This is a genomic window from Streptomyces sp. NPDC002730, from assembly GCF_042888805.1.
Lineage (GTDB): Bacteria > Actinomycetota > Actinomycetes > Streptomycetales > Streptomycetaceae > Streptomyces.
The window spans coordinates 825,452-838,772 of sequence record NZ_JBIAQG010000001.1; the positions used below are offsets into that span (position 1 = coordinate 825,452).

The following is a 13,321-nucleotide window of genomic DNA, read 5'->3' on the forward strand; positions in this document are numbered from 1 at the left end:
CATCTTATGCGGGCCTACTGACACACCGTTCCGGCGGCGGGAGCCTTGCCGTCCAGGAGGTAGGTGTTCACTGCCTTCTGCACACACTTGTTGCCGCTGTTGTACGCGCCGTGGCCCTCGCCCTTGTACGTGAGCTCGATGCCGACGCCCTTGCCGAGCGCGTCGGCCATCGCCTTCGTGCCCTGGTACGGCGTGGCAGGGTCACCGGTGTTGCCGACGAGGACGATGGGGGCAGAGCCCGGGGCGGAGACATCCGGCGTGCGCCACATGCCGGGCACCGGCCACTCACTGCAGCCCATCAGGCCCCAGCCCATGGTGTCGCCGAAGACCGGCGACGCCTTGCGGAATTGAGGCAGCTTCGCCCTGGCCTGCTCCAGGGTGAAGCGGTCCTTGTAGTCGACACAGTTGATGGCCGAGTTGGCCGCCTGGATATTGCTGTAGTCGCCGTTCTCGCTGCGTCCGTTCAAGGCGTCGGACAGTGCGAGCAGCAGCGCGCCGTTGCCTCCGTCGGCCTCGTCGAGACCCTGCTCCAGCAACGGCCAGTACTCCGTGGAGTAGAGGGTCTGCGCGATGCCGTTGGTGGCTTCGGTCTGGGTCAGCTTCCGGTCGCCGCTGCCGGTGATCGGCTGCTTGTCGAGCTTCTTGAGGAGGGCGATGATCCAGTCCTGGATCTCCTGCGGTGTCGAGCCGGGGATGGGGCACTTGTCGCCGCGGGCCACGCAGTCCTTGGCCCAGTTGGTGAGGGCCAGTTGGAAGCCCTTGGCCTGGCCCAGCGCGCTCTGCTCCGAGGTCGCGGTCGGGTCGACGACGGCGTCCAAAACGGCTCGGCCCACGTTCTTCGGATACAAGTGCGCGTAGACGCCGCCGAGTTCGGTGCCGTACGAGATCCCGAAGTAGTAGAGCTTCTTGTCACCGAGGACCTGGCGCATCAGATCCATGTCGCGGGCGGCATTGGTGGTGCCCACATACGGGAGCTCGTTGCCGGAGTTCTTCTTGCAGGCGTCCGCGAAGGACTTCAGACTCTCGACGAGGGTCTTCTCCTCGGCGGCGTCGTCGGGGGTCCAGTCCTTAGCGAAGTACGCGTCGAGCTGTCGATCGTCCTCGCACTCCACGCCAACGCTGCGACCGACCCCGCGCGGGTCGAAGCTCACCAGGTCGTAGCGGGTGCGCAGGGTCTCGAAGTCCGCGGCGACGGAGGGCAGCGTGCTGACCCCGGAGCCGCCGGGACCACCGAAGTTGAAGATGAGGGAGCCGATCCGCTTGCTTTTGTCGAGCGCCTTGGCGCGGATCAGGGCCAGCTCGATGGTCTCGCCGTCCGGCTCGGCGTAGTCGAGCGGGACGTCCATGAAGGAGCACTCCCAGGTGGTGCCGCCGGGCAGCGGCGAGGGCTGGGTCCCGCCGCCCTCGGCCTCCGACGGGGCCGGGCACTTCTGCCAGTCCAGCGTCTGGGAGGCGAGATCCTCCGTCGGGCCCTGCTCCGTCTTCTTGCCGCTGCTGTCGGAACAGCCGGCGGCCAGCAGTACGGTGGCGGAGGCGGCGAGTGCGACAGCGCGCAAGGCGGCGGAAGTGGTCGGCATGCTGTCATCGTCCGCCGCGAGCGCCCCGGCCGCGCGGGACGGCGGTCCATGCGGGTGGCGACGGAGCGTAGCCGCGGCGGGGCGGCCATGTGGGTGGCGACGGAGGGTTCGCGCGGCGGGGCTGCCGTGCGGGGACCGCCCGAGCCCTTCTAGAGCGCGCCCTTGCGGGTGAGGTGGTTGAAGGCGAACCACCCCGGCAGCACGGGCAGCCAGAGCGTCATCATCCGGTACAGCAGGACCGCCGGCGCCGCGACCTCCTTCGGCACTCCGGCCAGGACCAGACCGAAGGTCAGCGCGCCCTCGACCGCGCCCACACCGCCCGGCGTCGGTGCCGCCGAGCCCAGTGCGTTGCCCGCCAGGAACACCACGGCGATGCTGGCGTAGCTCAGCGGCTGGTGGCCGTTGTCGAAGGCCCGGATCGACGCGTCCAGACACATCACGAACACGCCGGTCAGCAACAGCATCCCGCCGATGCCGGTGAGCAGCTTCCCCGGCCGCTGCAGTACATCGAGCATGCGCGGCACCACACCGGCGAACAGCGAGCGCAGCCGCGTCGAGACGAACTTCCGCAGGAACGGGATCGCGGTCACCACCAGCACCAGCACGGCGACCGTCAGCAGACCCGCGATCACCGTCCTCGACGGCGTGAACGACGCCGTTCGCTCCGTACCGGTCAGATAGCCGAAGGAGAGCAGCAGCAGGATGTGTGCGCCGAGGCCGAAGAGCTGTGAGGCGCCGACACTGGCCACGGCGAGACCGGGCCGTACGCCCGAACGCTGGAGGAAGCGGGTGTTCAGCGCGACGCCGCCGACCGCCGCCGGGGCGACGATCTTGACGAAGGACCCGGCGACCTGTGCGACCACGGTCCGCAGGAAGCCGACCCGCTCCGGCACGAAGCCCAGCAGGCTCATCGCCGCCGCGAAGTAGCTGATCGCGGAGAAGGCGACGGCCACCACCACCCAGCGCCAGTCGGCCTGCCGGAATACCGTGCCGAAGTCGATGCCGGCGAGCTGCGAGAGCAGGAAGTACGCGGCGACCGCGCCGGCGATGAAGCTGATGAGCGTACGCGGCCTGATCCGCTCGAGACGGACCGGCTCGACCGGTGCCTGCGGTCTGATCAGCAGCACCTGCCGACGGATCTGGGAGAGCAGATCCTCCTCGCGCGCCTCGTCCATGGCTTCGTCCATGGCCTTCTTGTCGGCCTGCTTCTCCGCCCGTTCCGACTTGCGTGCGGCCTTGCGGTCGTCGGCCGACGCTTCCTCCGCCGCCTCTTCCGTACGAGCCCGCTTGGTGGCGGCGGACGCCTCGAGCACCGCATCCCGCTCACGCTGCGACCGCTCGCGGGCCAGCTTGCGCAGTGTCGCCCGGGTGGAGCGGCTCAGCGCGATCGGCTGGAGCAGCGGCAGACAGTCGGCGACCGCGTCCGGGCCGAGCACCTCGACCGCGGTGGCCACCGCACGCGCGGCACCCACCCGCAGCCCGATCGTGGTGAGCAGCTGCGCGATGTCCATGCGCAGCACCACATCGCCCGCCGCGATCTCGCCGCCGCGCAGATCCGTCAGGATCACCTTGCCGGAACGATCCACCAGAATCGCGTCGCCGGTCAGCCTGCGATGCGCGATACGCCGCGACTGGAGCGCCTTCACCTGCCGCCAGGCCCCGCGCACCACATCGTCGGTGATCTCGTCGTCCGTCAGGGAGTCCAGGGAACGGCCGCCCAGGTGCTCGTACACCAGCATCACGGCGTCCGGACCGAGTTCCGAGGTGGCGATCAGCTTGGGGGCGTTGGCTCCGGCGGCGATCGCCGCGTACGCCAGCAGCGCCTCCTGCTCCAGCGCCTGGCGCAGCGACTGGATGGAGCGGCGTGTGGTGATGGAGCGCAGCGTCAGCCGGCGCCACACCCGGTAGAAGAAGCCCTGCGCCTGCTGCTCGCGGTCGACGACGGTGACATCGAGCGGCGCGCCCTCCTCCAGCGTGACCAGATAGCGGCGGCCGCGGTCGCCCTGCTCGGCGGAGTCGGGAACGTCCTCGGAGCGCATCGCGGTGACCGGGCGGAAACCGACATGGCGCAGACCGGCCAGCAGGGTCTGGCCGGTGGGCCGTACGTTCGGCGAGCCGACGGCGTACAGCGTGCCGTACGCGACGGTCCAGCCGAGCAGCACGGTGAGGATGATCGAGAACGGGGTGGTGTAACCGGCGACCAGCATCGCGAAGGCGTCGAGCAGCAACACCACCCACAGCACCACACGCCAGCGCGGCCGCCGGGCCATCCCCACGGCCGTCATATAGGCGATCACGGGCGCGAGATAGCCATGCACCGGATCGGTCAGCCCGCCGCCGCTCTGCGCCTGGGTCAGCGCGTCCTGGAGCGTGCCGGGCGCGGCCTTGGCGACCCAGAGATCGGTGGCGAGGGTGACGCCGTGCGCGAGGACGGCGGCGAGGACGCCGTCCGCGATCCGCAGCCCGTCCCGTTTGACCAGCCGCTCGATCGCGAAGGCGACCGGGACGAGCAGTACGGCGATGCTGGACGCCAGCCCGGCGATCTTGACCAGCAGGTCAGGGGCCTGCCCGGTGCCCTTGTTGATGTCCTGCTCGAGACCGGAGGTGGTGCCGTGGGCGAAGGCGGCGACGGCGAGCACCACGGCGATCGCCAGGATGCCGATGAGCAGCCGCAGCAGATCGGAGGGGCGGTGGACGCGGGCGGCAAGCAGCGGTTCGTCCCCGGAAACCCGGTCGACGCTGGTCACGTCCGTGACGTCGGCCGCCCTGGTCGAACCGGTCGCCCCTTTCGCCCCGGTCGAATCGGCGGATCCTTTCGCCTCGGTCGCATCGCTCGCGTCGGCCTGCGGAGCGGTCGCTTCCGGGTACGACTCGGACTCAGGGGTGCTTGCCGCCTTCGGAGGCTGCACGCCCTGCTCCTTCGCCGTCTCGGTCTCTTCTTGATCTCGTATCACCAGTCACCGCCCGCATGATGGTGGCACGACCGGACGGCAGAGGGGGGCATCAGGGTGCATCGCGGGGACTTGAGGCACGTGAGATACGCCCCTCTGCCTCTCCGGTCCCACTCCCTCCACTGTGCCTGCTGTCGGAGGCGTTGTCGGTGGCGTGCGGCAGGATGGGCCGGATGGACGAGCTGCCGGAGTACGCGGAGCGGGTGCTTGAGGTCGCCGAGCTGATCCCGCCCGGCCGGGTGATGACGTACGGAGATGTCGCGGAGTGGCTCGGGCAGGGCGGGCCGCGCCAGGTGGGCCGGGTGATGGCGCTGTACGGCGGCGCCGTGCCCTGGTGGCGTGTGGTGCGCTCGGACGGCACGCTGCTGCCCGGGCACGAGCTGCGCGCCCTGGCGCGGTACCGCACGGAGGGCACGCCGCTGCGCGAGGCCTCGCGAAGTGCCGAAGGCCATGTGCCACGGCTCGACATGAAGCGCGCGCGATGGGACGGCGAAGGTGGTGCGGGCGGCAGCGCTCACATGTGACAGCTTCGGCCGATCGGTGGCACCAGGGGCACGCCGGGGACTGTACGGCGTACGAAGACCGTACGGAGCCCCGGTGCGCGGCTGACTCACTGCGTCCCCACCCCGCGCTGGCGTAGCGTCGTCGGCGCGCGGCACGAACCGCTCCACCCTCGGCACGAACCGCTCCATCACCACCAGCACACCCACCAGGACCGGCGATCCACGTGAGCTCCTCCTCCACCACCGGGCGTACGACGTACCAGCAACAGGTACGGCGGCGGACCTCGGGCGCGTACCGACTGGTGCGTACCCCGCCGGGCCCGGTGCATCCCCCTCTCCTGGACGCAACTCAGCGCGCGGTGGTTGACCACGGTCACGGTCCGTTGCTCGTTCTGGCAGGTCCGGGCACCGGCAAGACGACGACGCTGGTGGAGGCGGTGGCCGCGCGGGTCGCGAAGGGGGTGGATCCGGAGCGGATCCTGGTCCTCACGTTCAGCCGCAAGGCGGCGGTGGAGCTGCGGGACCGGATGGCGCTGCGGCTGGGTGGTGCGCGGGGGCCGCAGGCGACGACCTTCCACTCCTTCTGCTACGCACTGGTCCGCGCCCACCAGGACGCGGATCTGTTCTCCGAGCCGCTGCGGCTGCTGTCGGGTCCCGAGCAGGACGTCGCCGTTCGCGAACTGCTGGCGGGCCAGCTCGACCTGGAGGCCGAGGGGCTGGTGCGCAATCACTGGCCGGACGAGCTGCGGGCGTGCCTCACGACGCGCGGTTTCGCGGACGAGGTACGGGCGGTGCTGGCCCGGAGCCGGGAACTGGGCCTCGGCCCCGACTCCCTGGCCCGCTTCGCGGCCCGCACCGGCCGTCCCGACTGGGGGGCGGCCGCGTCTTTCCTCGCCGAGTATCTGGACGTCCTGGACATGCAAGGGGTCCTCGACTACGCGGAACTGGTGCACCGCGCGGTCCTGCTGGCCGAACGGACCGGGTCCCCGTATGACGTGCCGCACCCCTCGTTCCTCTTCCCGTACGACACGGTGTTCGTGGACGAGTACCAGGACACGGACCCGGCCCAGGTGCGGCTGCTCCAGGCGCTGGCCGGCCAGGGCCGGACGCTGGTCGCCTTCGGCGACCCGGACCAGTCGATCTACGCCTTCCGCGGCGCGGACGTGAACGGCATCCTCGACTTCCCGGACGCCTTCCGGCACGCGGACGGCAGACCCTCTCAGGTGTCGGTCCTGACCACGTCGCGTCGCAGCGGGTCGGATCTGCTGGCGGCGACCCGGCTGCTGACCCGGCGGATGCCGCTGCCCCGCCTCCCGTCGGAGAAGGCCCGCGCCCACCGGGAGCCGGCGCCGGTCCGCGAGGGCGGGCGGGTGGAGACGTACACCTTCCCGACGACGTCCACGGAACTCGACAACATCGCCGACATCCTGCGCCGCGCCCATCTGGAGGAGGGCGTCCCGTGGAACGACATGGCGGTCCTGGTCCGCGCGGGTGGCCGCACCATCCCCTCGGTCCGCCGGGCGCTGACGTCGGCGGGCGTCCCGCTGGAGATCGACGGCGACGACGTCCCACTGCGCCACGAACCGGCCGTATCGCCGCTACTGACGGCCCTGCGCACGGCGGCAACGGCCGCGCTGCGGGGCCCGGCGGGACCGCGGGAGGGGACTGCGGAGGCCTCCGGTTCCGCCGGTGCACCGCCGGCGGATGCGGGTTCGACACCGGATGCGGATGCGGATGCGGCGCCGGGTGCCGAGGCGTCCGAAACCGAGACCCGCACCCCCTGGCTCACCACCGAGACCGCTCTCACCCTGCTCACCTCGCCCCTCGGCGGGATGGACGCCGCCGACCTCCGGCGGCTCGGCCGCGCTCTCCGGGACGAGGAGCGCGCCGGTGGCAACCGGGTACCACCGCCCTCCGACCAGCTCCTCGCCCGCGCACTTGCCGAGCCCGAGCGCCTCGTCGCGCACGACCCCGCCTACGCCCGCGGCGCCCAGCGGCTCGGTGCACTCCTGCGCAAGGCGCGCGAGCTTCTCGAAGGCGGCGGCACCGCCGAAGAGGCCCTCTGGGAGCTCTGGGACGGCACCCCCTGGCCGCAGCGACTCGAGCGCGCAGCTCTCCGCGGCGGCGCGGCCGGCCGCAACGCCGACCGCGACCTCGACGCCGTCTGCGCCCTCTTCGACGCCGCGGCCCGCGCCGAAGAGCGCACCGGCGGGCGCGGCGCCCTCAACTTCCTCGAAGAGGTCGAGGCCCAGGACATCGCCGCCGACACCCTCGCCAAGAGAAGCGTGCGCCCCGATGCCGTACGGCTGATGACCGCCCACCGTTCCAAGGGCCTCGAGTGGAGCCTGGTCGTCGTCGCCGGCGTGCAGGAGGGCCTGTGGCCGGACCTCCGCCGCCGCGGCTCGCTCCTCGAGGCCGACCGCATCGGTCACGACGGCCTCGCCGAGCCGCTCACCCCCGGCGCCCTCCTCGCCGAGGAGCGCCGGCTCTTCTACGTCGCCGCCACCCGCGCCCGCGACCGCCTCGTCGTCACTGCCGTCAAGGCCCCCGCCGACGACGGTGACCAGCCCTCCCGCTTCCTCACCGAGCTCGGCGTGGAGCCCAGGGACATCACCGGCCGCCCGCGCCGCCCCCTCGCCGTCGCCGCGCTCGTCGCCGAGCTGCGCGCCACCACCGTCGACCCGCAGGCGACGGACGCGCTGCGGGACGCCGCCGCCCGCCGCCTCGCCCGCCTCGCCGCGCTCACCGACGACGAGGGCCAGCCGCTCGTACCGTCCGCGCACCCCTACCGCTGGTGGGGCCTGTACGAGCCGACGCAGAGCCAGATCCCGCTTCGGGACCGGAACCAGCCCGTGACCCTCTCCGGCAGCGCACTGGACCAGCTCGCCAACACCTGCGCGCTCCAGTGGTTCCTCGGGCGCGAGGTGAAGGCGGACGCACCCGCCACCGCCGCCCAGGGCTTCGGCAACGTCGTCCACGTACTCGCGGACGAGGTCGCCTCCGGACAGACCCCCGCCGACCTCGCCGTTCTCATGGAGCGCCTCGACTCGGTCTGGAACGCGCTCGTCTTCGACGCTCCCTGGAAATCGCAGCAGGAGAAGGAGCACGCGCGCGTGGCGCTCGAACGCTTCCTGCGCTGGCACGTCATGGACCGTGGCGGTCGCGGCGGTCGCGCCCCCGCCGCCACCGAGCACGACTTCGACGTGACGCTCGAGGCGGGGGAGTACGAGGTACGGATCCGGGGTTCCATGGACCGCGTCGAGGAGGACGCCGAAGGACGCGCGTATGTCGTCGACTTCAAGACCGGCAAGCAGACACCCACCAGGGACGAGGTCGCTGCCCACCCCCAACTCGCCGTCTACCAGCTCGCGGTGCGCGAAGGGGCGCTCGACGAGGCCTTCGACGGCCGTCGCCCGGAACCCGGCGGCGCCGAACTCGTACAGCTGCGCCAGCCCGCCGCCAAGAAGGACGGCGGCGACGGCCTCCCCAAGATCCAGGCCCAGGAACCCCTGAGCGGCGCTTGGGTCGGTGATCTGCTCGCCACCGCCGCCGGACGCGTACTCGACGAGCGCTTCACCCCGTCCACCGGGCAGCACTGCACCCACTGCACCTTCCGCGCCTCGTGCAGCGCACAGCCGGAGGGACGCCAGATTGTCGAGTGACCGCCGCCGACGTTCGGTGTTGTGGCCCATGTGGTCCATCTCACGTCGACTCCCTGCATCCAAATGAGGTCCGCGACAGTCGCATAAAAGTGCGATAAGCAGGATCTACAGGGGAGACACATGGCAGCCAATCGGAAGTTCCTGGTTTCGGCGATGGTCTGTGCGACCGCGATCGCCGGACTGGCGGGCTGCTCCAAGGACACCAAGGCCAAGGGCGACTCCGAGGAGAAGGCGAAGGAGCCGGCGGCCGCCACGACCTCGAAGGCTCCGGTGGACCCGTTCGCCGGCCTCACCGCCGACCAGATCGGCGACAAGGCCCTCACGGCCACGAAGGCCGCCCAGTCCATCCGGATGGCGGGCCAGATCAAGAGCGACGGCGAGCAGCTGACCGTCGACTTCGCGGTCGACACCAAGGGCGCCTGCACGGGCAAGATGAATGTGGAGGCCGGCAAAGCCGAGCTCCTCCAGGCCAACAAGGTCCTGTACATGAAGGGTGACGAGAAGTTCTGGCGCGCCTCGATGAGCGAGGACGGCTCGTCCGGCAAGGAGGCCGACAGCGTCGTCGAGCTGATGAAGGGCCGTTGGATGAAGATGCCGGCGGGCAGCTCCGGCGACATGGACGGGGTCTGCGACCTCAAGGCCATGATCGCCGATATGGACAAGGACAAGTCGGAGCGCAAGGGCATGACCAAGGGCCCCGACGCCGAGGTCGACGGCCAGGCCACGGCGACCGTGGTGAAGAAGGCGGCCAACGGCGAGACGACGACCATGTACGTGGCCAAGGAGGGCGAGCCCTACCTGCTCAAGGTCGTCAAGGTTGGCGGCGACGAGCCCGGCACGATGGTCTTCAGCGACTACAACAAGCCGGTGAATGCCGTGGCTCCGCCGGCCGACCAGGTCGTCGACCTGGAGAAGCTGGGCGCGGGCTCCGGCAACGGAGCCTGACGCGGTTGAGGCCGAGGGGGACCACCGCTGTCAGTGGTCCCCATTAGCCTCTCTGAGGTGACCGCACGCATCACCGACCCCGAGCAGCTCAAAGAGCTCCTCGGTATCCCCTTCACCCCGGAGCAGACGGCCTGCATCACCGCGCCGCCCGCCCCGCAGGTCATTGTTGCCGGAGCCGGTTCGGGGAAGACAACGGTGATGGCGGCACGGGTGGTGTGGCTCGTCGGGACCGGCCAGGTCGCGCCGGAGCAGGTCCTCGGCCTCACCTTCACCAACAAGGCCGCGGGCGAGCTCGCCGAGCGCGTCCGCAAAGCTCTCGTACGGGCCGGGGTGACGGACCCCGACGCCATCGACCCCGACAACCCGCCGGGCGAGCCCCGTATCTCCACGTACCACGCCTTCGCCGGACAGCTCCTCACCGACCACGGACTGCGCGTAGGCCTGGAGCCGACCGCGCGTCTGCTCGCCGACGCCACCCGCTACCAGCTCGCCGCGCGTGTGCTGCGCGAGGCGCCGGGGCCGTACCCCTCGCTGACCAAGTCCTTCCCGTCCCTGGTCAGCGACCTGCTGGCACTCGACGCGGAGCTCGCGGAGCATCTCGTACGGCCCGAGCAGCTCGGCGCGTACGACTCCGAGCTGCTGAGCACGCTGGAGAGCGCCCGGCTCAGCAACGCCGAGCTGCGCAAGGTCCCCGAGGCGGCCGCCGCACGCCGTGAGCTGCTCGAACTGACCGTCCGCTACCGCGAGGCCAAACGAGCCCGCGACCTCCTCGACTTCGGCGACCAGATCGCCCTCTCGGCCGAGCTCGCGCTCACCAGGCCCGAGGTCGGCACCATCCTGCGGGACGAATTCCGGGTCGTCCTCCTCGATGAGTATCAGGACACGTCCGTGGCTCAACGGCTGCTGCTGTCCGGCCTGTTCGGGCAGGGCACCGGTCATGCCGTGACCGCGGTCGGCGACCCGTGCCAGGCGATCTACGGCTGGCGCGGCGCCTCCGTGGCCAACCTGGACGACTTCCCTGCGCACTTCGCGTACGCCGACGGCCGCCCCGCCACCCGGTTCTCGCTCAGCGAGAACCGCCGCAGCGGCGGCCGCCTCCTCGACCTCGCCAACGGCCTCGCCGAGCCTCTGCGCGCCATGCACGAGGGCGTCGAGGCGCTGCGGCCCGCCCCCGGCGCCGAGCGCGACGGCATCGTCCGCTGTGCCCTGCTGCCCACGCACGCGGAGGAGATCGAGTGGCTCGCCGATTCCATCGCCCACCTCGTGCGTACGGGCAAGGAGCCCGGCGAGATCGCCGTCCTGTGCCGTACGGCGGGCGACTTCGCCGAGATCCAGGGCGCGCTGGTTGCCAGGGACGTCCCGGTCGAGGTCGTCGGCCTGTCCGGGCTGCTGCACCTCCCCGAGGTCGCCGACCTGGTCGCGATGTGCGAGGTCCTGCAGGATCCGGGCGCCAACGCCTCTCTCGTACGTCTGCTCACCGGACCGCGCTGGCGGATCGGCCCGCGCGACCTGGCGCTGCTGGGCCGCCGGGCCCGGCTGCTGGTCCACCGCACCTCGTCCGACGAGAAGGACCCGGACGAGCGACTGGCCGCCGCCGTCGAGGGCACCGACCCGGCCGAGGTCATCTCGCTCGCCGACGCGCTCGACACATTCCTGGAGTCGGCCGGCGGGGAGGACGACGGCCTGCCCTTCTCCACGGAGGCCCGGGTCCGCTTCGCCCGCCTCGCCGCCGAACTGCGCGACCTGCGCCGTTCGCTCGCAGACCCCTTGATGGACGTACTGCACCGGGTCCTGACCACCACCGGCCTCGAGGTCGAACTCTCCGCCTCACCGCACGCCCTGGCCGCCCGCCGCCGCGAGACTCTGGCCAACTTCCTTGACACGGCGGCCGGATTCGCGGCGCTGGACGGGGAGGCGACGCTGCTCGCCTTCCTCGCCTTCCTGCGTACGGCCGCGCAGTACGAGAAGGGCCTGGACAACGCCCTGCCGGGAGGCGAGAACACGGTCAAGGTCCTGACGGCCCACAAGTCCAAGGGCCTGGAGTGGGATGTCGTGGCGGTCCCGGGCCTGGTCGCCAAACACTTTCCGAACGACCAGGCGCGCGAGGCCTGGACCTCCCAGTCCAAGGTCCTCCCGCATGCGCTGCGGGGCGACGTGACGACCCTCCCGGACGTCCCGTCCTGGGATGCGAAGGGGCTCAGGTCCTTCAAGGAGTCGATGAAGGACCACCAGCACACCGAGGAACTGCGCCTCGGCTACGTCACGTTCACCCGCCCCCGCTCGCTGCTCCTCGGCTCGGCCCACTGGTGGGGCCCGACCCAGAAGCGCCGACGCGGCCCTTCGGCGTTCCTCCAGGCGCTGTACGACCACTGCGCGGAGGGCTTCGGCGAGATCGAGGTCTGGGCGGACGAGCCGGAGGAAGACGCGGAGAACCCGGCGCTGCACACGACGACGGCGTCGCAGGCCTGGCCGCTCCCTCTGGACGCCGCCTCCCTGACCCGCCGCCGCGCCGCGGCGCACACGGTGTTCTCCTATCTGGCCAATGCGTCGGCGGATGCCTTTGAGGAACCCCTGCCGCCGGACGAGCCCCTGGACGTGCCCCTGGACGGGCCGCCGGACGAGCTCCTGGACCCCGACCCCGTGGATCTGCCGGACTGGGACGACTGGGAGCCGGAGCCGTTCCGGGAGGGCGACGACGAGCACGGTCATGAGCCGGACCCGTGGCACGACACCGTTGTCCCGGCTCAGAGAGGCCACCGCGAATCCGGCGCCGGGGGTGTGGGGACATCAGCTCCCATGTCCACCACCACCCCTGGGGGGCCTGGGGGCCCGCCCCCGATTTCGGGAAGGGGTGGGGTGGGGGACATCCCCCCGCACCCCGAAGACGCCCGCACCATCGCCTCCTGGGACCGGGACCTCGACGCCCTCGCCGGCGAGCTCCGCCGCACCCGCGCCACCGTCCGTGAGGTCCTCGTACCGCCCTCCCTCTCCGCCTCGCAGCTGCTGCGCATCGCCGCCGACCCCGACGGCTTCGCCCAGGAGCTGGCCCGCCCCATGCCGCGCCCCCCGCAGCCCGCCGCCCGCCGCGGCACTAGGTTCCACGCCTGGGTGGAGTCGCGGTTCGAGGAGCTCCCGCTGCCGATGCTCGGCCCCGACGAGCTTCCCGGCGGCGACGCGGACGACCCCGAGATCGCGGACGAGCACGACCTCGCCGCGCTCAAGGAGGCCTTCGAGCGCACCCCGTACGCCCACCGCACCCCGTACCGCGTCGAGGCTCCGTTCCAGCTCACCCTCGCCGGCCGTGTCATCCGGGGCCGTATCGACGCCGTCTACCGAACCGACCCGGGCGACGGCGACGGCGACGGCGAGGAGAACGGCAACGGCGTCGACGGCGAACCGCACATATACGGCAAGGCGCACACGGGCGGCGTGCCGCACACGTACGAAATCGTCGACTGGAAAACCAGCCGCACCCGCACCGCCGACCCTCTCCAGCTCGCCGTCTACCGCCTCGCCTGGGCCGAGCAGCACGACCTCCCCCTCGAAGCCGTCAACGCCGCGTTCGTCTACGTACGCAGCGGAGAGATCGTCCGCCCCGGCGCCCTCCCCGGCCGAGCCGAGCTGGAGCGCATCCTGCTGGGCGAGACGGCCGGTGGGACAGCCACCGGAGCCCGTTAGGCTCA

At 71.5% G+C, this 13,321-nt stretch carries 6 protein-coding genes; 4 read left to right on the plus strand and 2 right to left on the minus strand.

Features of this window, described 5'->3' with window-relative positions:
- Window positions 1-14: 14 nt before the first annotated feature.
- Both ACFYXH_RS04075 and ACFYXH_RS04080 read right to left on the minus strand, forming a co-directional pair.
- On the minus strand, window positions 15-1,577 hold the full coding sequence (locus ACFYXH_RS04075) for an alpha/beta hydrolase (protein ID WP_389560374.1): 1,563 nt from the start codon (window positions 1,575-1,577) through the stop codon (window positions 15-17).
- 149 nt (window positions 1,578-1,726) lie between these two features.
- On the minus strand, window positions 1,727-4,486 hold the full coding sequence (locus ACFYXH_RS04080; RefSeq protein ID WP_389560376.1) for a lysylphosphatidylglycerol synthase domain-containing protein: 2,760 nt from the start codon (window positions 4,484-4,486) through the stop codon (window positions 1,727-1,729).
- A gap of 206 nt (window positions 4,487-4,692) precedes the next feature.
- On the opposite strand from ACFYXH_RS04080, the gene ACFYXH_RS04085 reads away from it, so the two are divergent.
- The 4 genes from ACFYXH_RS04085 (at window position 4,693) to ACFYXH_RS04100 (ending at window position 13,316) form a co-directional block, all read left to right on the plus strand.
- Window positions 4,693-5,052, plus strand: coding sequence for an MGMT family protein (locus ACFYXH_RS04085; protein WP_389560654.1), 360 nt, complete (start codon window positions 4,693-4,695; stop codon window positions 5,050-5,052).
- A gap of 203 nt (window positions 5,053-5,255) precedes the next feature.
- A complete protein-coding gene (locus tag ACFYXH_RS04090; protein ID WP_389560377.1) occupies window positions 5,256-8,693 on the plus strand; it encodes an ATP-dependent helicase in 3,438 nt (1,145 codons plus the stop codon).
- A gap of 120 nt (window positions 8,694-8,813) precedes the next feature.
- Window positions 8,814-9,638 carry a hypothetical protein gene (locus ACFYXH_RS04095; RefSeq protein WP_389560379.1) on the plus strand — a complete coding sequence of 275 codons (825 nt, stop codon included), beginning with the start codon at window positions 8,814-8,816 and terminating at the stop codon, window positions 9,636-9,638.
- Window positions 9,639-9,695: 57 nt separating this feature from the next.
- The gene (locus ACFYXH_RS04100) at window positions 9,696-13,316 is read left to right on the plus strand and encodes a UvrD-helicase domain-containing protein (RefSeq protein WP_389560380.1); all 3,621 of its coding nucleotides are present in this window, start codon (window positions 9,696-9,698) and stop codon (window positions 13,314-13,316) included.
- Window positions 13,317-13,321: the final 5 nt, after the last annotated feature.